Here is a 21,639-nt window from a genome sequence, read left to right on the forward strand (position 1 = left end):
TGCAGTATGCATACTGAACAGGTTACTTATAAAGTGGGTGATTCTGACACTCGTCCCTGGGGCAGTTGGAAGGTGATTGCAGCAGGAGAAGGCTATATCTGCAAAGAGATCTGTGTGATGCCGCAGCAACGTTTGTCGTTGCAAAGCCATGAGCATCGCAATGAACACTGGATTATGATGTCGGGTCAGGCGGAAGTCACTTTGGGTGATGATTTGCTAAAGTTAGCCCCGGAAGAAACCGTGTATATTCCTAAAGGGACAAAGCATCGCATTGCCAATCCCGGAACCGAGCCTTTGACTTTTGTCGAAATTCAGACGGGTGAAGTGCTGGATGAAAACGATATTCAACGTTTTATGGATGAATACGGGCGAATGTGAATGATCGTCAGGAATCAAGAGACTGCTTCATTTTAGTATTTCAGTGTAAGCTCCATCGGTGTTTTCTGGCATCAATGGAGCATCCTCTTCTATTCTATATGCGCAGTTCAGGTTTATTTAGGTTTGACAACGAGGACATCTGAGCGAGCTTTTTTCAAAATAACTTCGGCAGTATTACCTATAAATAGCCCTTTAAGTCCTTTACGGCCAACACTTCCAACGATAAGTAAATCGGGTTTTATTTTACCTGTCATTCCTTTAATGTTTTTGCCTATATCTCCGGCAAGGATATGCAATTGATTGGGAATAACTCCATGTTTTTGAACTGTTTCAGATAGCTTTTTCTTGGCACTGCTTTCTTCTTTTAGCAGTACCTCTTCGGAGTCAAATACATCCAATTCAAGTACAGCTTTAGACATTGGGATGTTATAGACAACATCTACGTCTTTCTGGGTCTTTTCAGCAAGATAAGATGACCAGGCTAACACCTCAGCATTCATTTTTGTTTGTTCTTCGCCGCTTTCATCAATATCGATGGTGGCTAAAATAGGCTGATTGGGCTTGAGTTTGTGGTTGCTTGATACCAGAAGGGGACAAGTCAGTTCTTGAATAAGACGCAGGTCGTCGGAGGCTTTGAAAAGCTGTCCATCTTCGCCTTTGCACTTGATAACAAGGTCAATATGCTTTTCAGTGTGAAGGTTTAGAATGTCGTTTACCAGGTTTTGTGGTGAACAAATGTGTAAGTTCACTATCAGATTGTCTTCAAAGTTTTTGGAAATCGCCTCGTCAAGTTCATCTTTTGCTTTTGGGTTATCCAATTCGTTTTCAGGCATAAATGCAGCAATATGTACATTCGCATTAGCCTGTTGCGCCAACGCTCCTGACTTTTTCATTAACTTACTATTGTGATGCCCGAATTCCCAAACGACTAAAATGTTATTGATCATGCGCTAACCTTATTGAGTTAAAAATAAAGACCGGATGCTTACATTTTAGTTTTTTCTGATGGGCTTGGTGGCATTTTTTGTTTCAAATACTTTCCGTAATTTAAACCCCTAAAAGTCACATTATGACTGATTAAAAAAGTATTTTTTAAACGGGATGGCTGCGGCGCCAACGGCACAGGCATCGTATGGGTTGCTAGTGGCGATAATTTTAGGTTTTATACGTGGCGACTGGCGCCTATCGTCGTCATAGATTTCCAGTTGAGGGATTAACTTTCTCGATAATACTTGCGGCATCCGACCGCCTATCACGATGGCCTGAGGGTCGAGAATGGCTGCTAAAGCTGACACGATTTGTGACAATCCTTGTTGTACCTGTTGAATCCACTCATCAATGCCCGGCCAGTTAATATCAAAACGGGTCAACATATCTGACAGTCCGGTAACGTTAACGCCGTTTTTTTGCAGAATGTCCAAAAGCAGTTCCAGTGTGGGTAAAGGGTAGGCGCTTTTGGGTAACAACAATCCTATTTCACCACCGTTACCGTTGGTGCCACGAACCAGCTCGCCGTTAACGATAATACCGCCACCAATGCCTGCGGCGATATAGATGTAAGCGAAGTGTTTGTAATGCGTTCCTGTACCCACCAAGCTTTCACCAATAACCGCAGCATTACCGTCGTTTTCTACCCATACCGGAATGCCCAAGCGTTCTTGCAAGGTATCTTCGATGTCGATCATGGCCCATTCATCTAACTTGGGCGGAGTGTTAAAGCGACCATGACCGCCCAGACTATAGCCGGAAATGCCAACACCCAAGCCAAAAACACGGCGTTTATCTAACTCATGCTTGGTTATCAGGGCTTCAAATCCTGAAACCAGTTTTTCGCAAACAGCATCTTGCGACATTTGCGGCATATCGTGGCGCAACTCGTCGAGAACATTACCGCAAATATCCATCAGGACGATGGTCATGGCGTCTGTCATCAGGGCAACACCAAAACTATAGGTGTAATTGGGATTAACACTAACGGCAATACTGGGCTGACCGGGACGACCACTGGATACGCGCTTGGCCTGATGTATCAAACCTCTATCCAGTAAAGACTTAACCAGGCGAGACACGCTTTGCTGTGAAATCCCGGTTAATTTGGCGATATCTGGCTGTGCCAAGGTCGTGTGTTGAAAGATGACACTGAGAATTTTACGCTCGCTTTCGGTGGGCAACTTATCTTCATTGAGCTCAAAAAAGCGATGTTTATTATTGTTATTGATTACGCTATTGAATATGGACACTTGTTCTCCTGAACGGGCGCAATGAATCAATCTTGAATGGCTTAGTATGCCTAACTTGCAGGGAAAAGTAAGTGTTTGTTTAAGTCATTAATTTTTTATCGCTAACCTTCTTCAATCGAGCAATGAATACGAATGGTGAGTTACACCATTCGTATGTTTACTTCGAAGCAAGGGGTTATAGCTTATAGAAATTAAAAGATCGCTAATTTTTCATTAGCCTTTTTTAGCAATGATTCTTGCCTTGCTTCTAATGTATTGGTATTCCATTCTCTATTTTCACAAATTTTTTGTGTTATCCGGAATGAGGTAGCGACAGAATCTTTATCCTGATAAACCTTTTTCTTTTCTTCGAAAGAAGAATTCAGAGCTTGAATGTTTTTTCTCATGGACAAAAGTGTCAGGTTAGCTAACGAGTTCGTCCACTGTTCACGTTCATCAGAATTGAAATAATTTCCCCATTCGGCGGAGGGAACTTGTGGAAGAACATGCTCCAAGTGCAAATTCTTCGATAATGGAATAAAGTTGTGGCTAGAGTCATCAGTAGAGAAGTATTCGATAAGTAACAATGCCGCTCGATCCCATTTTCTGCCGTAAATCCAATTGCCTTCTAGCTCTTCCTTATATTTTTTCATAGTTCCGTTGCGATTGAGATTAGATTGCATTTCCTCGAACACATCTTTGACGGGACTGTTTTTTTTAATCATTTTGATGATGTTGAAAGAGGTTTGTTTAATTCTTGCTACCGTAGCACCAGCGATCCAGTTTTGATAGTAATAAGCAACTAGATAGTGTTTTAACTTCTCTAATTCACCGTAATTGGAGAAGTGCGCAGCACTTAATATGCTACTCCAATAAATTCGATGACGTAGGTACTTCAGACAATATAGGTATTTACATTTTTCGTTGAGTGATTTGATATAGGCGTGAGAAAATTCATCAATTTCTTTAATGATCTCCAGAGCATTTTTTCCCTCTTGTTCAAAAATTCCTAAAAGCTCTTTGTCTAAACGACTTTTGGGGTTGGCGGCAAGCTTGAAGTAAAGATAAGTGTTTAACATGGACTCGATATCATAGTCACTAAACTGTAGATTTGAGCTTATATTTTCCCATTTTGCTTTGAAGGCGTTCCTGTCCTCTTTATTGTGGAGTTTTTGCATCAAAGATGATTTTAATATATCAATGGAACTAAGCGGCATACCTCTATCATTTAGAACGTTAAAAATCTTTATTGCACTGTCTTGGTTGGGGCAGGTGATTACCGTTAGTACGGTGTTTTCATATAACCATATAATGAAGTGATCAATGTTAATATTTGATTCCGATATTTTTTCTTCTACCAATTCTTTTAAAAAATGAGCGTTTAGTAGATATCTATTGTCTGGATAGTCTCTTTCTATGCTTCTGACTCCCCTGAATTTGATACCCTTCAATACGGTCTCTTCAAAATCAATTTGATATTTTTCATGTGTGAGAAATTTTAATTTCCTCTTTTGATCCTCAAATTCATCTTGGATTGAATTGTTTATATATTTTTTTGCTTTAGGTGAAAGTTGTCCAAAGTATAAATCTCTAAGGACACACGCCAGAATGGTAAATGTTGTTGTGCGTTGTTGACCATCAATAATATCGAATCTTTCGTCAGCTGGATTGCTCACTAATACTAATGAACCACAGAAGTAAGTTTCATCTTGAGCAGTTAAAAATGAGTTGGTTAAGTCATCTACCAAGTCGTTTAGGTTGTCTTTTTCCCAGGAGTATGGGCGTTGGTAATCTGGTACTTGGTAGAATTTTTCATCATCCACAAGGATCTTTTTTAGAGTTTTTATTTCTGCTTCTATTTTCATGGCTATCATTGGTTATATCTTTGGTGTGGATATTATTTTACTAAAGGTAATTATTAAACTCTATTTTTGTCGCGGTACGTTCTCAATTGTCTTTTCAAGCTAAGCAGCAGACGTACATCGTCCGCGCTTTATTCTTTTTTTCATGAACAAGTGAAGTTTTTAATGGTTCGGGATATTGGCTATAAAGCTTATAAAATGCTTTATCAATACGATTCCTACTTTCTAATACATCAAGAAAAGTAAGTGTTTGCTGTTACCAATGAACTCTATTTAAAATCGCTAAATAAGTGCGCATAACTGCAAGTCACCAATAGAAATCTATCGCAGACACGCCGTTAATCAATCCCTTGAGGCTCCACAGCCGCATCCTTGGGGCTGAGGGGCTACTCCCCACTTTCTGTAGGTGACTGATTATTTGGAACAGTTATGTAGAGTAAATAACCTGATTATGGCGGTGTGGTTCTTGCCGGAAGTGTGTCATTATGCACCCCGGAAGTAGATAACAAGTGGTAGAGTGCCTGGTTTGAAATATTATTCTCCTACTGAAGAGCGAATAAATGTTGTCTCGCATTTAATTGGATTAGGATTAAGTGTTGTTGGGCTTTTGGGCTTGGTGTTGGCAGCCAATGCAAACGACATTGCCAAGATGTCAGCGGCTATCATATTTGGTTCCAGCCTGATTGTTTTATATGCTGCATCAAGCAAATATCACAGTGCCAAGCTACCCGAAGAAAGACAAAAGCTGAGGATATTTGACCATGCATCAATATTTATACTGATAGCAGGTACATACACACCTTATGCACTTGTTACTCTTTCCGATACCTCCGGATGGCTTATTTTCGGGATAGTCTGGGGGCTCGCTTTTGTCGGCATTGTGCTGAAATTGTTTTTCACCGGGAAATACAAAATAGCTTCTACGGGTACTTATCTGGTGATGGGCTGGTTAATTGTGTTTTTTGCTGATGAGCTGTTAACTGCGCTGCATCCGAGCGGCTTTTATTGGCTTGCTGCTGGCGGTGGAGCGTACACCTTGGGCGCTATCCTGCATGGTTTAAGTCGAGTGCCGTTTAATCATGCTATATTTCATTTTTTGGTATTGATTGGCAGTGCTTGCCATTACATTTCCATCTACGCTTATGTTATTTGACCTGAGTATGAATGAACAATTTGTTGAAACTGCGCTACAAGAGGTTAGACTCTGCGCCGGTTTTTCCACTTCTTGAATATTAATTATCGGAACTAACAATGAAAGTCTGTGGTGTTGAAATAAAAGGTAACGAAGCGATTATTTGCTTATTGTCTCTCGACGATGGAGTGTTCCATATTCCTGATTGCCGGGTGCGTAAAGTCACCTTGGAGAAGGTGGATCGTAGAGAAGCATTACAGGCATTTCAGCGTGAGTTTGCCAAGCTGATGCTCGATTATTCCGTTGAAAAAGTAGTGATCCGTCAGCGTCCAATGAAGGGGAAATTTGCTGGTGGCGCAGTGGGTTTTAAAATTGAAGCTGCGATAGAACTTATTAAAGAGTTGGACGTGCAAATTCTAACGCCTTTGGAAATTAAAACCTTACAAAAGCACAATCCGCTTCCGGTTTCCTTTGAGGAAACAGGCGTGAAAATCTTTCAGGAAGGTGCTTTCTCAACGGCTTTTGCTTTTTTAAGCCGAAGCAGTAACCAGGAATAAGGTTTGCATTCGACTTTTACAAGCCTTGGAGCACAAAGTGATTCGGGGCTGTTCTTTTCTTCATCTTTTTATTCACATTTCTTTAGAGCTTCTGATAAATACAGATAATGGAGTCTATTTGGCCTCATTTTTAGCAAGACTTACCTATTTTTCGGTATGAATATCCATAATATAGAGTCAATATTTGCTCGTCTTTTGAGATTTATGTAATACCCTTTAATGGCACATGTCAGGCATCGTTTTTTAGTAATTATTCCTAAAATTTTCTCGCAAACTTCAAAATAGCATAAAAAATAACCATTAATCTGATAAGTTGATGTAATTATTATGGATTAGACTAATTGCTATATGGCACTTTGAACGATTGTTTGCTGTAATACAGAAAACGACTTAAGAATAATAATAAATGCGCATTGGTTGGCGAAAGCTGTTTGGTTACTTAACGAGAAAACCCTCCGAATACTATTCGGTTGGGATAGAAGTTGGTGCTAACGAAATATGCGTATCAGTATTCAAGTTGGTTGATGAAAAACCTTATTGGTTTTTATACCAAACAATACCTTTTGCCGATTGGCGATCCACCCTCAAAGAATTTGTTGCTGAACATGAGCTGGAAAATACGCGCTGTTCAGTTGCCTTTAGTTCACAAAAATACCGTTTATTGCAAGTTGATCGTCCAGCTGTTCTTGATGAAGAGCTGGCGCAAGCGTTGAGTTGGTCTGTTCAGGAATTGCTGAGCACTCAGGACGAGGTGGTCGTTGATTATTTTGATTTGCCGGCACAAACCATTGGCGCTAACAAAGTGAATGTGGTGGCAATTAAAAAGGATGAGTTATACGAAATTTGTAAAGAGCTTATCCATATGGGCTTGTTTGTTTATCGTGTAACCATAGAAGATTTGGCTATTTGCGATTTGGTGCCTTGGGTTAATGACGCGGTAATCACTTTGGTTCAACGACATGGACAAGAAATTAACTTAAACATCATTAAAGATGGAAAGTTATATTTCAGCCGTCAAATTCGAGGTTACGAAAAGTTAGCCACATTTACTGAAATGGAATTACAGATGGGAATTGCTGAGAACTTGAGTGTAGAAGTTCAACGTTCGATGGATTTTTTCGAGAGCCAGTTACGCCAGGGGGCTGTTAAGAAAATTTATTTGCACTTGGATACCGAACATCAGGCATTAATGGCTGATTTGGTGAACAAGGCAATGCTGATTGATGTTGAGCCTTTTGCGCCTGATATGGGAAAAGAGGAAGGGTTAGATTTTAATCAGGTTTCTTTTGTCAGTTTGGGGGCTGGCATGTTGCGCGAAATGGCTGAGGAGAAGAAGGCTTGAAGTACAGAGTCAATCTATTCCCTCAGGAATTAAAGCCCAAGTTACAGTTGATGACGCTCAACTTCATGTTGTTTATATGGGGCGTGTCGATACTGGTTATGTTTATTTTTGCTGAGCATTTTCAAGAGCGTTACCTGGCTACACAAAAGCGAACACAAACTATTCAGACGGATTACAACACCAAAAAGACATTGTTGGAAACCTTGACCAAGGCCAGAGATAACCGGGCTCAGGATCCTGTGTTGCTAGAGTCGGTGAAGCGGTTACAGGACGAAGAGCGAGCCAAGTATTTGTTGTTGTCGGAGTTGAAAGGCCGGGAACAAATGAAGAATCAGGGCTTTTCTGTTTTGATGAAAGATCTGGCAGAGAACCATATTCCTGATATTTGGCTGACGCGAATTAGCATCAGTGAACAAAAAATCTGGATTGAAGGTGGTGCTTTAAAATCTGAGAAAGTACCTGTTTGGGTGAGTCAGCTAAGAGAGTCTGACTATTTTCGCGGACGTGATTTTGCTGGCGCAAGGATGTTTCGCAATGAGCAGGATGAACTTAGCTTCGTTATCAGCTCGGATTTGAGCGAATTGGTTTTGCAAGAAGGCCAAGCTGTACAAGGGGAGGTTCAATAGTGAAATTTGAACTTCATTGGTACAAGGAGCTTCAAGAGAAGTTTCTGGATCTGACTACACGTGAGCAAATCCTGCTCATTTCCAGTGGGCTCTTGTTGTTTTTATTTGGTGGTTACGTTTGGTTAATTGAACCAGTGCAATTGAATATTGATAACTTGACCCGACGAGTAGAGACACAGCGTTCAGATTTGGGACGTTTGGAAAATCAGATTAAAAATGTTGAGTTCGAGTTGTCTCAGGATCCGGATGAACCGTTGCGAAGAAGTCTGGAACAACTCAAGGAAAGAATTGGCAAGGTTAATTTGAGTTTGAGGGAGCAAACGGTCGATTTAATCCCCGCTAACAAGATGCCAAAAGTATTAGAGAAAATTCTGGCGCAATCGACCAAACTTAAGTTAATCAGTATGAGTTCTATTCCCCCGGTGAGAATGATGGATATTAATTCTGATAGCGGTGATAGTGTGAATCTGTTCCAGCATGGTGTGATGTTGGTGTTGGAAGGCGAATATATGGATATTTTGAATTATCTGGACGAGATCGAAAATTTAGAATGGCGGTTTTACTGGAAACGTTTCAATTATCTGGTTCTGGAGCATCCTGTTGCTCGCGTTGAGATTGAACTATATACCTTAAGTACCAGTAAAGCTTTCATAGGTGTTTGATTTATGAAGCAATGGCTGATTTTATTAAGTATTTTCTTTAGTTTGTTTGTGTCGGCAGCAGCTAGTGCTCAAACGATGTTTGACCCTACGCGACCACCAAAGAAAATGCAGGCAGTAGACGTTGAAGATGGTGCTGATGCCGAGCTTCAGGAAGATACTGCAACGGGCATACCCAAAGCGCTCGTTACTGCGATTTATGTGACTGATAGCAGTCGTTATGCAATCATTAATGATGATATCGTTCATGAGGGTGAAACATGGAAAAATGTCGTTGTAAAAACGATAAATTTGGATAATGTTGTGCTCGCCAAAAATGATATCCAAAAAGTGGTTGGTTTATTTAATATCGATGTAGCAAAAGAAACGGAATATGTTTATTAGAGGTGTATGTCTTATTTGTGCAGTGATTTTACTCAGTGCTTGTCAAAGTGCTGGGCGTCCCCCTGCGCAAGTTGCGGTAGACGAGGCCATTGCAGATTCACAACCCGATACGCACAAGGTATCTCCCTTAAAAGATATTCCTGCGGATGTTTCTCGTGCATTGCAACCTTCATTGCCAGAACAACGAGAGCGAGTGTTATTTGGTGAACCTCGTTATGATATTAAAGCGGAAGCTACGGCGGCTCGCGCATTTTTTGCCGGGTTAATCAAAGATAGCCCATACAGCATCGCCATTCATCCTGAAGTGAGTGGCAATATTACACTGGATTTGAAGCAGGTCAGGTTGCAAGACGTGTTTGATCTGGTGAGTGAGCTTTATGGCTATGATGTGCAGAGAAAGGGTAATGTTTATCGTATTTATCCTGCTGGAATGCGCACGGAAACCTTTAGCGTTAATTATTTGTTGATGCAGCGGGACGGCGTTACAACGAGCAGTATCAGTTCTGGTGGCGTATCACAGTTTGGTAATAACAATAATCGCACTGGCGGTACGAGTAATTTTTCTGGTAATAACCAGGGTTCTAATCAGTTCGGTAATAGCGGTTCCCAAGGTGGAGTTGCGGGTAATGGAACCAACATTTCTACATCCACACGTACTAACTTCTGGGAACAACTTCAATCCTCATTACTGTCTTTGATTGGAACGTCAGAAGGGCGCAGTGTGGTTGTTTCTCCGCAAGCCGGGTTGGTCACCGTTCGCGCCATGCCTGATGAATTACGTGAAGTGCGTAAGTTTTTAGAGGCTTCGCAAAGCAACATTCAGCGACAGGTGGTATTGGAAGCTCGAATTATAGAATTAACGCTCGACGATGAATATCAGCAGGGCATTAATTGGACTCAGGTTTTGTCTCATGCTGGTAGCACTGATTTTCGCTTTTCAGCTACAGGGCAGATTGCCAACAATACTATTTCCGGCGGATTGGGCGGTATTTCCAGCCTTGCTTTTGTGAATCAGGATTTCTCTGGCGTGGTTTCTTTGTTGTCGACGCAAGGTAATGTTCAGGTGCTTTCCAGCCCCAGAGTCACGGCGATCAACAACCAAAAAGCGGTGATTAAGGTGGGTAACGATGAGTATTTTGTTACTGATGTTTCTAATCAGAGCACAACCAATGCTAGCACTACGTCCAGCTCCCCCGATATTGAGTTAACCCCTTTCTTCTCTGGTATTGCCTTAGATGTTACGCCGCAAATTGATGATAAAGGCGGCGTTTTGCTGCATGTGCATCCTTCTGTGGTTGAAACACAAGAGCAAGAGAAGATTGTCACGATTAATCAGGAACAGCTTATCTTGCCATTGGCACAAAGTAATATTCGTGAGTCGGATACTGTGATCCATGCCAAGTCGGGCGAAATTGTGGTTATTGGCGGGTTAATGCAGACATCGTCCAGTGAAGTGCATTCTAAAACCCCTATATTGGGCAGCGTTCCTATTTTGGGAGAGTTGTTCAAGAACCGTCGTGAGATTGAGCAAAAGAGAGAATTAGTCATTCTTATTAAGCCTACCGTTGTAGATAGTAATACCTGGAAGCAACAATTACTCCGTAGTCAGGAATATCTGGCTGACTGGTTATATGTGGAGTAAGGCATGTATTTATATCATTTTGGGATCACTGAACTTCCGTTTACGTTAACGCCAAATACCAGTTATTTTTATGGCTTGCCTACTCATAACCAGGCATTGCAAGTGCTCAATACCGCATTGCAGTCGGGGGAAGGGTTTATCAAGGTTACGGGTGAAGTCGGTACTGGAAAAACCTTGATTTGCCGTAAACTTCTTAATGAACTTCCCGATCACTTTGTCACTGCCTATATTCCTAATCCATATTTGAACCCTGAGGAATTACGCCGCGCAGTAGCAACGGAACTGAGTGTTGAACTCAGCGAAAGAGCCGATCAACAGGAGTTCACTCAGCGTATTCAGAAAAAACTGATTGATATTCATCGTGGTGGTAATTCAGTGGTACTTATCATTGATGAAGCTCAGGCATTGCCACTGGAAAGCCTGGAAGTGATGCGCCTGTTTACCAATCTGGAGACGGAGTCGCGCAAGTTACTCCAGGTTGTATTGTTTGGGCAGCCTGAGTTGGATGAAAAACTGTCACGTTCAGAATTGCGCCAATTAAGGCAGAGGATCACCTTTTCCTACAGTCTGGATAAGATGGATAAGGATCAACTGTACCATTACGTTAAGCATCGTTTGAAAATTGCTGGCTATCGTGGCGGTGATGTCTTCAGCCGTCGTGTGTGCTCGGAATTGTATCGAGCATCGGAAGGTACGCCCAGAATGGTGAATGTGCTGTGCCATAAGGCTTTAATGCTGGCCTATGGTGAAGGCAAAAATCACGTGCTCAAAAAGCACATGCAACTGGCGATTAAAGATACAGATGCATGTAAGCAAAGGCCAAAGTTTCAGTGGTTATGGTATGTGGCTGTTCCTGTTTTGATCGGTGTGGCTACGGTTGCCTGGCATTTTGTTAATGGAGCAGGACTAAGTTGAGCGTAGTAAACAAAATGCTGCAGGATCTTGAACAGCGTAATGACGGAAATGGTAATGAACCTGCCGATTACCAGAAAAAACAAGCTCTTCATACGAGAAAGTTGCTGCTGTTCATCATTATTCTATTGCTGGTTGCTATCGGGTATTTCTCCTTTCGCCATGTTGGCAGTGCGGTATTTATTGAAGCTTTTGAAAAGCTGGGATTATTCGAGCAAGAGCAGCCTCGTGAGAAAAGTAAAAAGGTTTCAGTGAATAGTGAGCTGGACAGAATGATGCCAGCTCGAAGTGGAAACGATAATACAGAGGCTACTGCCCCTGTTGAGAACAAGGTGGCGCAAAGCAGCACTGTTGAGCAATCTGCTTCTATGACTGCAAGTCAGGCAATCAATACAACATCTGATGCCAACCCGCAGACTGAACAGCCTTCCGATGTGCAAAAGGAAGCATCTTTAAATACCGGAGCTGCTGAAGACTATACAAAGACCCGTGAAGGCGAAATGTCTGATGCCTTAGAGGCTGAAAGTACAATGGATGAAGCCACAGCTATGGTAGATGACTCTTCTGATGCTTCCGGAAAGGAAACATTTGAAGTGTCCCGATCTGCCGAAATGTCTGTTGAAGATAAAATCGCTTCCTTGTTAACAGCGGCTAATGAAGCGGTTCAAGCGGAACGTATCCCATCGGCGATAGCAGCTTTTAATGCCATTTTGGAATTGCAGCCTTCCCGTCATGATGTCAGAAAGCGTCTAGCTGTTTTGTTGTATTCCAATGATCAGGAATCGGATGCTGAAACACTGCTTCGACAAGGTATGGACTTAGCGCCCGACAGAATCGATTTGCGTTTGATGTTGGGGCGGTTATTGCATCGTCAGCAGAAAACGACAGAGCTTTATAATGTTTTGAAAGTCGTGAGACCTTCCGTTGAGCAGAATTCCGAATATATCTCTTTATTAGCTATGGCTGCGCAGCAGTTGAATTATCATCAGGAAGCCAGCGAATTATATGGTCTGTTAGCGTCTTATGAGCCTGAGCAATCTCGCTGGTGGTTGGGGATCGCCATTTCCAGCGACAAGATGCAAAATGTGCCACTTGCTTTGGATGCTTACCGTCGAGTTCAAGATTTAAATCAATTATCTGTTTCGGTGATGGAATTTGTGAAACAACGCATTAAGGCTTTAGGAGGGTGATATGAAGCCTAAGCTAAAGATGCGATTAGGGGATTTGCTGGTTCACGAATCCGTTATCACCGAAGAACAACTGCAACAAGCATTGCAGACGCAGCACCAGTCGGGGCGAAAACTGGGGCAGGCATTAATAGATTTGGGATTTGTCAGTGAAGAGGGATTGCTTAACTTCCTGTCTCAACAGCTTCATATACCATTACTGGATATTTCTCAGCGTCAAATTGCCCCTGGTGTTATCAAGCTGATTTCCGAAGTTCAGGCGCGGCGCTTAAAAGCGATTGCTATCGAAGACCGTGGCGGTAGCGTGCTGGTTGGAATGAGTGACCCGGCAGACTTGTCGGTGGTTGATACTTTATCGGGCATTATCTCGAAGCCGATAGAGCTGGCTATCGTTAGGGAAAAACAGCTCTACAACGCATTTGATACTTATTATCGTCGAACCGAAGATATTGCGTCGTTTGCTCAGGCATTGGCAACTGAGCATAAAGATGATGAAGAGTTTGATCTTTCTATTGCGGCAAGTACGGAAGAAGAAGACACAACCGTCGCTAAACTACTTCAATCTATCTTTGAAGATGCGGTGCAGATGAATGCTTCCGATATTCACATTGAACCTGATGAACGAGCATTGCGTATTCGTCAGCGCGTGGATGGGGTTTTGCAGGAGAGTCTTATTAATGAACGCAATATCGCCAATGCCTTGGTATTGCGTTTGAAGCTGATGTCTGGCCTGGATATTTCCGAGAAACGTTTGCCACAGGATGGACGTACCAATATTCGTATTAAAGGGCGCTCTATTGATGTCAGGGTATCAACCATGCCGGTTCAATATGGCGAGTCTGTGGTTATGCGTTTGCTGGATCAGTCGGCAGGTTTGCTTACTTTGGAGCAAACGGGGATGCCTGATCGACTGTTGCATCGTTTCCGATTGTTACTCCATCGTCCACATGGTTTGATTCTGGTTACCGGGCCTACAGGTTCCGGTAAAACCACGACCTTATATGGTGCATTAAGTGAACTGAATAAGCCTGAGAAGAAGATTATTACGGTTGAGGATCCTGTTGAATATCGCTTGCCGCGTATTAATCAGGTACAAACCAATAGCAAAATTGGGCTCAATTTTTCCAATGTATTGCGTACGACTTTGCGTCAAGACCCTGACATTATCATGGTGGGTGAGATGCGGGATCATGAAACTGTTGAAATCGGTTTGCGTGGCGCATTAACCGGTCACTTGGTACTTTCGACCCTGCACACCAATGATTCAATCAGTAGTGCTATTCGTTTACTCGATATGGGCGCTCCGGGTTACTTGGTGGCGAGTTCTTTGCGGGCTATTGTTGCCCAGCGTCTGGTGCGACGAGTATGCGATAATTGTAAGATCGAATATTTCCCTACAGCAGATGAATTGTTTTGGCTGAAAAATGTTGAGGGGAAATATCCCGAGGCTAAGTTTCACAAGGGAATGGGCTGCCAAAGTTGTCATCAGACCGGTTATAAGGGACGTATCGGTGTATTTGAATTGCTGGAAATGACAGAAAGCATGATGAATGCGTTGAAAGACAGTGATACGGGCGCATTTTCTCGAGCCGCGCTTTCATGCCCGGGGTTTGTTCCCTTGGCAAAATCAGCATTAGAGTACGCCAAGCTGGGTGTTACCACGGTTGAAGAAGTGCTCAAACTGGTTGAAATGGTCGCGGATGATGAAGAAAAACTTCGAGAGCTCGAAGGTGTTGAGGATGAGAAAGGCACTGATGCACAGAATGTAGGGGCTGGAGATGGCAACGTTTAGCTATTCTGCTCGTGATGCCAGCGGAGGCTTGGTCAAAGGTAACATTGATGCACCAGATCAAAATACCGCAGCTCAGGTTTTGCGTAGGCGTAATGTTACCCCCGTCAGTATTGTTCTAGCCACTAAGAAATCGAGTGGTAAAAAGCGTTCAGATAAAGCGAATGTTGCTTCTGGTGGAATTTTATCTGATTTCTTTGCTCCCGCAGTCACGCTGGATGATTTGATTATTTTTTCTCGCCAGATGTATTCATTGATGAAAGCCGGTATTCCTATTCTTCGGGCGGTGAGTGGTTTGGCGGATACAACTCTGTCTAAACGTATGCGCGAAGCCTTAATTGATGTAGGGCAGCAATTGGAGCGAGGACGAAGTTTTTCGTCGGCATTAAATCATCACCCTAAAATATTCAGTCAGCTTTATGTCAGCATTATTCACGTTGGTGAGAATACCGGTAAGCTCGATGAAGCTTGCATGCAATTAGCGGAGTATCTGGAACGTGAGCAGGAAACACGTAAGCAGATTAAATCTGCGACACGCTATCCTATGTTCGTGGTTATCGCTATTGTTATTGCATTGATTGTGATGAACATTTTTGTTATTCCAACCTTTGCAGGCATGTTTGAGAAATTCGGTGCAGAATTGCCATTTTTGACTCGATTCTTGTTAAATATGTCAGATTTCTTTGTGCATCAAGGGCACTTTATTATTGTTGGGGTAATAGGTTCTGTATACTTTTTGCGCCGTTATCTTAAGACTGAAAATGGTCGCTATCGCTGGGATCGATACAAGCTCAAGTTACCCGCTGTAGGTAGTATCTTTGAGCGCTCATTATTAGCGCGTTTTAGTCGTAGCTTTGCCATGATGCTGAAGGCCGGAGTACCTTTGACTCATGCTTTGAACCTTACTGCTGATGCGGTCGATAACGCCTTTATGTCGTCACGTATTGTGGGTATGCGTCAGAATATTGAACGTGGTGAAAGTTTATCCCGAGTCGCGGCTGGTAGTGGGCTTTTCACCCCTCTGGTTATGCAGATGATTGGCGTGGGAGAAGAGACGGGGCGAATTGATGAACTTCTCATGGATGTCGCAGAATATTACGAACGGGAAGTGGATTACGATTTAAAAAGTCTAACATCAAAAATAGAACCTATTTTGATCACTATAGTGTCGGTAATGGTACTTGTTCTGGCGTTGGGTATATTTACTCCTATGTGGGATATGATGAGTGCTACGAAAGGTGGAAGATGATAAGTCATGCTCAAGACGAAGGTCGTAAACTCTTTTTCGGCATAATAATTGCCGTGCTATTTGCACTATTCATGACAGTCTTTATTTGGTTTATGTCAAAAAATAAACCAAGTATTGATAAGGTTGCAATGAGTACAGTGGCAGACAGCTTTGCCACCAGCGTGGTTAATGCTCATTGGCAGTGGCGAGCGGAAGGACAGCCTAACCGTATCATTCTGGTCAGTTATAACCGTGAAGGGAAGGAAACGGATAGGCGACCTGTCACTATGAGTCATCTTGGCTGGCCAAGAGTTGAGCCAAATAGTGATGGATGTGCGGCATTGTGGAAGTCTGTACTTGGAATTCCTATGACATTACAAGGGTTTCGAGTGCAACCAGAGTTTTATGATGGCCTTGATATTAGCGGCAAAATACTGGATTCGTATTGTAAATACAGTGTCGCGATAGGGCCGTATTTTGAGTATAAAATTTATACCGGGAATGTAACCAAGTCTGATGGATAGGGCATTAGACTAATTGCCTATTTTCCTATTTTAGTTTCAACCTGATATTTAGGGGTAAGAAGATAAGTGAGCTTATTCCATTGTATGCCGGGAAATGAACTGAGGCTGGTTATGAGTGTCTATAAGAGTGTTTATTTAAAAGGTTGAGACAAGGGGTCTTATCCTGCTTGGAGTATTTTATGCAACGTGGTTTCTCGCTAATTGAACTGGTCATTGTTGTTGTTGTGTTGGGCTTACTAGCCGCTACAGCATTGCCTCGTTTTTTGGATGTGACCGATGACGCGGAAGACGCGACAGTTGAAGGTGTTGCAGGTGGTTTTGCCACTGGTGTTGGTTTGATTAGAGCGCAATGGGAAATTGAAGGACGTCCAAAAGAAAACCAGGGGGCGAATGTGACATTTGTGACATTGGATGGAATTCAGATTGGCGTAGATAAAGATACGGGGTATCCTACTGGGCAGGCATCGACTAATACGGAAGATGTTGATATTTCCAACCTGGATTGTGAGAGTATTTTTAATCTGATTATCCAAAGTGCGCCGACAATTACCTCGACGTGGGATTCCGGAGCGGAACCTTTTCAGAATTTTCGCTACTTTACCAAAACCAATTCTGGGGCTGGTGCGGCTGGAAATGATGTATGTTTTTATTATTTGACACAAACGGTAAAAAATGAAACCGCTGAGCCTAATGATAACGGTGTAGGAAATGGGTTCATTTATGATCCAAGAATCGGCCAGGTTACTGTGTTTAGTAATAATTAATAATTCTTTATTTAAGTGCTAACAACTTTTGATTTTTATTGATTTGGGGTATTGAAAATGAAACAACAAAGCGGTTTTACATTGATTGAATTAATCATTGTTATTGTTATTTTGGGTATTTTGGCTGTTACGGCTGCTCCCAAGTTCATTAATATTCAAGACGATGCAGCTGAGTCTGCCGCTGAAGGTATCGTTGGTGCGCTGAATAGTGCCGCTGTTAGTGTTCGTGGCGCAGCGCTAGTTCGCGGCGTAGCTACTGCTGGTGGTAACGTAAGCGCATCTGGTTCTAACGTAGCGGTTGTTGCTGGTGGTTATCCTGCAGCAACGGCGGCTGGTATTGCAAGCGCTGTGGATATTGACTCTTCATGGACTGGCGCAGTGAGCGGTACTTTATATGTTTACCAAAATGCATCTGGTAACTGTACTGTGAGCTATTCAGTAACTGCTAATGCTGCTAACCCTGCTTTCTCTGCGGGTGTTGTATCTGGTTGTACTAACTAACCACTTTCTTGATTTTCCGAGACACTGTGCAGCAAGTCTGCACAGTGTTTATCAGGAAAATAAAATTCATATTTCTGACAATCTTCCTGTTCCAATTTTCCCAGAAAGTTTTTTAATCTGATCATATTTTCAAAGTAAACCGCTCTTGGATGGTGCTCTATTTTTTCTTCAGCCCAGGCAATATATTCCTCGATCGCTTTTACGTTATTGCTGTTAACACCGGCCTCTGCTTTATGCCCCATAATATTTGTCCAATATCTATCGTAGTGAACAAAAGGGTTAATGATACGTAGATAGGGCGCAGGTGTTTTTTCTGCCGCTAATTCATATTCCAAAACCAGATTGATAGTGTGCAAGCCTGTAAGTGAAAAGCTCACACATCCAATAAGGACAAATAGTGCAACAGGTCTAAAAATGGTTTGAATTTGTGAAGGGATATAGATTGATTTAACGGTACTTTGCTTTTGTATTGCAGAAGACAGAATAAATAGTCGAATAAGAACCAGCAGAACCAGAAGATGAGTAAAAGAAGTTTGTAATGGGTACTCGGTTAGTGCATGTAGGGCAATAGGGAAAAACAGAGCGATAACAGAGTGCTGGTTTCTTCGGAAATAAGGCATTAACCATACAATCATGGCGATAAAGAAACCTAGTGCAGCCGCTCCGGCAACAATACCGCCTTCTGCAAACCAGAACATAAGCTCATTATGGGGATGAGACATATTATGCTGTACCCATTTAGGGTTACCGGTTTCTATGGCTTTTTCTGCACCGAGATAGGTATAGGCCGCCTCAAAATTTCCGTAACCTACGCCAGTTATCAAGTTTTTTTCAATTAACTCGAATACCTGAGGGTAGAGGATTTCGCGTTCGCCATCAGATTGATAATGCGCCATGGTGTTAGTGCTTTCTATGGCACTTTTCCCCAATGTGAATCCGACAATACTCCCTAGCGCAAAGCCAACTATTAAAACCAGGACATGCCATTGTCGGGTTCGCAATATTTGCCATGAACACAAAATGGAAATGACGATACCTGCCAATACCGTGCCGCGTGAGCCTAACTCAGCGCTAAGAATGCCTATGCCAAAGCTCAATAGTGCCATTATCAGCAACAATGGAAAGCGTGGTCGATGGGTGAGTGACAGGTAAAGATAGCTGGCATAGCCTGTCATAATGTAAGAGCCCATCAGGTTTATCTGCTGAAAATGCCCAAAGGGTTTGAAGTGATGTTCCATAACGTAAAGCTGTGCCAAGCCAAGAAGCACTTGGGCAGAAATCGCTATTGATAACCCCGTCATGAGAATGTGTCGGGTTTTGCGGGTGACAATAAACTGCTGTGATAGCAAGAGAAACAACCCAATAGCTGGAAGTGCCAGAATTTGAAACCAGGTGCTGGCTTGTGGATTGCTGTTTCCATACATAAACGGAATAAACAGCATGGCTATTAAACCACCTAAAAACAGTAAGTTACGATTGAATTTAAGTTTGTTGGTTTGTTGCAATCGCCATAGTCCAATCGCCAGGGAAATACTGAAACACATCCACCCAAGCAGATTTATGGGTAAGTCTGTACCTGTTCCGCCCATGTTGGGCTGGTAGTAGAGTGTACCCAGCAAGAAAAAGCCTGGAATAGGCAACCAGAATGGATGTAAGTGATAACGCTGGAGCTGTTGCCGCCAAAAATCAGAAAAAGAGGACATAAACGAGGAAAATCCGGTTTCGACCAAAGATTAATTCAATTTCATGCTAGAGTAGCATAGTCTTTTGATTGAAAAGACGTTTTAGTGATTAAAGAGTATTGCAGTCTCTCAGAGTTTGTTGCATTTCAATATGAGTATAACTACCCCAAAAACAAGTACGCCGAAAATAGCAGGGTTTACCCTGTTTGAGCTAATTATCACTATGATGATTATCAGTGCATTGGTTGTTTTTGCCAGTGCTCGTTTCGGTGGTTCCCAGGGCTATGACGAATTTGCCTATCAAGCCCGATTAATTTCTGTATTACGTAATATGCAAACCCGCGCCATGAACGATACTCGTAATAGCTATTGTTTTCAGGTTAACTTCGACAATAGCAATAATGCCTTTGGCCCTCCATCTCTTAATTACAATGGCTTGGCGGCTAACACCTGTAGCAGCTCTATCGATGTTGATAACGTGATGTCTGGTACTAGCCGCAATCGCTTTCAGCATATGTTTGCTCTTGCTAGTGAGTTGAATGAAGATGGTGTCAATCTGCAAGCCAGGAATTCTTTAGGAAACAGCATTTCTTACATTGGCTTTGATGCCTTGGGGAAACCCATTACCAGTGATGCAGGTAATGACAATTGCGCTTCCGGTTGTTCTATTACATTTAGTACCGTTGTTGCAACTGCAAAGGTCTGTGTTGAGTCTCAAGGCTATGTGCATGCAGGAGAATGTGGTGATTAGCTTTCCTGAAGTGCATTCGCGAGATAGAGGCTTCACCCTGATTGAAATGGTGATAGGCATTGTCGCTTTTAGCGCGGTGCTAACCATTATTCTCAGTGTTGTTACACCGCAAGCTGTGCGCAGCGTGGATCCTATTTTCAACGTGCGAGCGGCAGAATTGGCGCAATCTACCTTGAATGAAATTAGCTCTAAATTCTTCGACGAAAACTCCAACCGAACCGGGGGAGTCATACGTTGCCATGAGGATTTTGATGGTGACGGCGCGTACGATAATAACGCTTTGAAGGAAACCGAGTGTACTGCTCCGGCATCCTTAGGGCCTGATTTGGGTGAGAATGATCGCGAAGCTTATGACGATGTTGATGATTACGATGGCCTAAATGTGATTGTTAACTCTTTTGGAGACAGTATCGAACAGAATGGGCAAGACCTGTACGCAGGTTTCGGTATTCTGGTATCTGTGTTCTATGACCAGAATATGGATGGCATAGACGACGGTGCTATTGGTAGCTTGAAACTCATCCGTATTGTTGTGACAACACCCGTAGGCGACAGTTACACCTATTCAGTTTATCGGAGTAATTATTAGTGAAATCACCAAATAGTGCTCTGTCTTCAAAGGTCAATATAAGTAAGCGAACAGGCTTTACGCTGATAGAAATGGTATCGGTTATTGTCCTCCTTAGCGTGGTGATGTTAGGCGTTACCAGCTTTATGGGTACAGGCATTCAAATATATCTGGATGTGACCGAGCGTGACCAACTATTGAGTGATAGTCGTTTTGTGGTTGAGCGATTGAATAGAGAACTGCGCACCGCTTTGCCTAATAGTATTAGGGTTAAGGGGGATTCCAGCACGCATTGCCTTGAATTTGTTCCTATTCGTTGGAGCACTTTTTATGAAGATATCCCTGTTGCACCAGAACCAGCGAGCAGCGCTATTAGTGCGATAAATCTGACCGGATTAAATGGGGATGATTACACTGCAAATACAGACCCATCGGACTTTGTCGTCGTTTATGCGACTAATGAGCAACAAATTTATAATGCAGGTAGCTCAAGGCGTTTTGGATTAGCCTCGATTACCAGTGCCTCGATGGCGACCATTAACCTGGATAATAGTGTGCGTTTTGCTGCCGATTCCCCGATGTCGCGTTTATATGTCGTTGATGGGCAAACGGTGAGTTATTGCGTTAGGGATGTTGGGGGCACCGATAACAGTTCTGGCTCCAAAAATTTATATCGTCATCAAGGGAATTTTGCGCAGAATCAACAAGTCTATACTTCTGGCGGCGTATTAATGGCGGAGAATATTGATAATACCTTGTCCAACAATCCTAAAGGTGTTCCACCGGGCAGTGATGATCCTTTTCGAATGTATGAAGCAACGTTGCAACGCAATGCATTTGTTCGTATACGCTTAAGGTTTAAGCGCAGTGATGAGATAGTTGTATTTAATAATGAAATTCATATACCCAATACACCCTAGAGGCATAAACAA

The 21,639-nt window shown here is 42.5% G+C and carries 22 protein-coding genes; 18 read left to right on the forward strand and 4 right to left on the reverse strand.

Annotation, left to right across the window (positions count from 1 at the left end; translation table 11 throughout):
• Positions 1–6 precede the first annotated feature (6 nt).
• On the forward strand, positions 7–378 hold the full coding sequence (locus KIH87_RS01535) for a phosphomannose isomerase type II C-terminal cupin domain (protein WP_232359781.1): 372 nt from the start codon (positions 7–9) through the stop codon (positions 376–378).
• A 113-nt stretch (positions 379–491) separates the two neighbouring features.
• Here the strand turns inward: KIH87_RS01535 and KIH87_RS01540 are convergent, their stop codons facing one another.
• The 3 genes from KIH87_RS01540 to KIH87_RS01550 form a co-directional block, all read right to left on the reverse strand.
• Complete coding sequence (locus tag KIH87_RS01540) at positions 492–1,325, reverse strand: universal stress protein (RefSeq protein WP_232359782.1); 834 nt, start codon at positions 1,323–1,325, stop codon at positions 492–494.
• A gap of 120 nt (positions 1,326–1,445) precedes the next feature.
• Positions 1,446–2,618 (reverse strand): ROK family transcriptional regulator, encoded by a 1,173-nt coding sequence (locus KIH87_RS01545; RefSeq protein ID WP_232359783.1) that lies wholly within the window; start codon positions 2,616–2,618, stop codon positions 1,446–1,448.
• A gap of 191 nt (positions 2,619–2,809) precedes the next feature.
• The gene (locus KIH87_RS01550) at positions 2,810–4,471 is read right to left on the reverse strand and encodes a DUF262 domain-containing protein (RefSeq protein WP_232359784.1); all 1,662 of its coding nucleotides are present in this window, start codon (positions 4,469–4,471) and stop codon (positions 2,810–2,812) included.
• A 514-nt stretch (positions 4,472–4,985) separates the two neighbouring features.
• Here KIH87_RS01550 and trhA point away from each other — a divergent pair.
• From trhA to KIH87_RS19385, 14 genes are all read left to right on the forward strand, one after another.
• Positions 4,986–5,612 (forward strand): PAQR family membrane homeostasis protein TrhA, encoded by a 627-nt coding sequence (trhA, locus tag KIH87_RS01555; RefSeq protein ID WP_232359785.1) that lies wholly within the window; start codon positions 4,986–4,988, stop codon positions 5,610–5,612.
• Between the two features lie 98 nt (positions 5,613–5,710).
• Positions 5,711–6,148 carry a DUF3010 family protein gene (locus KIH87_RS01560; RefSeq protein ID WP_232359786.1) on the forward strand — a complete coding sequence of 146 codons (438 nt, stop codon included), beginning with the start codon at positions 5,711–5,713 and terminating at the stop codon, positions 6,146–6,148.
• A 406-nt stretch (positions 6,149–6,554) separates the two neighbouring features.
• On the forward strand, positions 6,555–7,490 hold the full coding sequence (locus KIH87_RS01565) for an MSHA biogenesis protein MshI (protein WP_232359787.1): 936 nt from the start codon (positions 6,555–6,557) through the stop codon (positions 7,488–7,490).
• A complete protein-coding gene (locus KIH87_RS01570) occupies positions 7,487–8,116 on the forward strand; it encodes a PilN domain-containing protein (protein WP_232359788.1) in 630 nt (209 codons plus the stop codon). Before KIH87_RS01565 ends, KIH87_RS01570 begins: the two co-directional genes overlap by 4 nt.
• Entirely contained in the window at positions 8,116–8,778 is a 663-nt protein-coding gene (gspM, locus tag KIH87_RS01575) for a type II secretion system protein GspM (RefSeq protein WP_232359789.1), read from the forward strand. Before KIH87_RS01570 ends, gspM begins: the two co-directional genes overlap by 1 nt.
• Before the next feature lie 3 nt (positions 8,779–8,781).
• Positions 8,782–9,159 carry a hypothetical protein gene (locus KIH87_RS01580; RefSeq protein ID WP_232359790.1) on the forward strand — a complete coding sequence of 126 codons (378 nt, stop codon included), beginning with the start codon at positions 8,782–8,784 and terminating at the stop codon, positions 9,157–9,159.
• Positions 9,149–10,801 carry a pilus (MSHA type) biogenesis protein MshL gene (gene mshL, locus KIH87_RS01585; RefSeq protein WP_232359791.1) on the forward strand — a complete coding sequence of 551 codons (1,653 nt, stop codon included), beginning with the start codon at positions 9,149–9,151 and terminating at the stop codon, positions 10,799–10,801. The genes KIH87_RS01580 and mshL overlap by 11 nt, the downstream gene beginning before the upstream one ends.
• A gap of 3 nt (positions 10,802–10,804) precedes the next feature.
• A complete protein-coding gene (locus tag KIH87_RS01590) occupies positions 10,805–11,716 on the forward strand; it encodes an ExeA family protein (protein WP_232359792.1) in 912 nt (303 codons plus the stop codon).
• On the forward strand, positions 11,713–12,903 hold the full coding sequence (locus KIH87_RS01595) for a tetratricopeptide repeat protein (protein ID WP_232359793.1): 1,191 nt from the start codon (positions 11,713–11,715) through the stop codon (positions 12,901–12,903). Before KIH87_RS01590 ends, KIH87_RS01595 begins: the two co-directional genes overlap by 4 nt.
• 1 nt (position 12,904) lies before the next feature.
• Positions 12,905–14,692, forward strand: a complete 1,788-nt coding sequence (locus KIH87_RS01600; RefSeq protein WP_232359794.1) for a GspE/PulE family protein — start codon at positions 12,905–12,907, stop codon at positions 14,690–14,692.
• Positions 14,679–15,938: a type II secretion system F family protein gene (locus tag KIH87_RS01605; RefSeq protein WP_232359795.1), complete on the forward strand. Its 1,260-nt coding sequence runs from the start codon at positions 14,679–14,681 to the stop codon at positions 15,936–15,938. The genes KIH87_RS01600 and KIH87_RS01605 overlap by 14 nt, the downstream gene beginning before the upstream one ends.
• On the forward strand, positions 15,935–16,441 hold the full coding sequence (locus KIH87_RS01610) for a hypothetical protein (RefSeq protein ID WP_232359796.1): 507 nt from the start codon (positions 15,935–15,937) through the stop codon (positions 16,439–16,441). The genes KIH87_RS01605 and KIH87_RS01610 overlap by 4 nt, the downstream gene beginning before the upstream one ends.
• Positions 16,442–16,620: 179 nt before the next feature.
• Positions 16,621–17,205 (forward strand): prepilin-type N-terminal cleavage/methylation domain-containing protein, encoded by a 585-nt coding sequence (locus KIH87_RS01615; RefSeq protein WP_232359797.1) that lies wholly within the window; start codon positions 16,621–16,623, stop codon positions 17,203–17,205.
• Positions 17,206–17,262: 57 nt separating this feature from the next.
• A complete protein-coding gene (locus tag KIH87_RS19385; RefSeq protein ID WP_269751481.1) occupies positions 17,263–17,706 on the forward strand; it encodes a prepilin-type N-terminal cleavage/methylation domain-containing protein in 444 nt (147 codons plus the stop codon).
• Here the strand turns inward: KIH87_RS19385 and KIH87_RS01625 are convergent.
• On the reverse strand, positions 17,703–19,409 hold the full coding sequence (locus tag KIH87_RS01625) for a PglL family O-oligosaccharyltransferase (RefSeq protein ID WP_232359798.1): 1,707 nt from the start codon (positions 19,407–19,409) through the stop codon (positions 17,703–17,705). The two genes, KIH87_RS19385 and KIH87_RS01625, sit on opposite strands and share 4 nt — an antisense overlap.
• Positions 19,410–19,539: 130 nt before the next feature.
• On the opposite strand from KIH87_RS01625, the gene KIH87_RS01630 reads away from it, so the two are divergent.
• The 3 genes from KIH87_RS01630 to KIH87_RS01640 are packed head-to-tail and all read left to right on the forward strand — an operon-like array spanning position 19,540 to position 21,627.
• A complete protein-coding gene (locus KIH87_RS01630) occupies positions 19,540–20,139 on the forward strand; it encodes a pilus assembly FimT family protein (protein WP_232359799.1) in 600 nt (199 codons plus the stop codon).
• Entirely contained in the window at positions 20,117–20,728 is a 612-nt protein-coding gene (locus tag KIH87_RS01635) for a type IV pilus modification PilV family protein (protein ID WP_232359800.1), read from the forward strand. The genes KIH87_RS01630 and KIH87_RS01635 overlap by 23 nt, the downstream gene beginning before the upstream one ends.
• Positions 20,728–21,627, forward strand: a complete 900-nt coding sequence (locus KIH87_RS01640) for a prepilin-type N-terminal cleavage/methylation domain-containing protein (RefSeq protein WP_232359801.1) — start codon at positions 20,728–20,730, stop codon at positions 21,625–21,627. Before KIH87_RS01635 ends, KIH87_RS01640 begins: the two co-directional genes overlap by 1 nt.
• Positions 21,628–21,639: the final 12 nt, after the last annotated feature.

The organism is Paraneptunicella aestuarii (assembly GCF_019900845.1).
In the GTDB taxonomy this organism is placed as follows: domain Bacteria; phylum Pseudomonadota; class Gammaproteobacteria; order Enterobacterales; family Alteromonadaceae; genus Paraneptunicella; species Paraneptunicella aestuarii.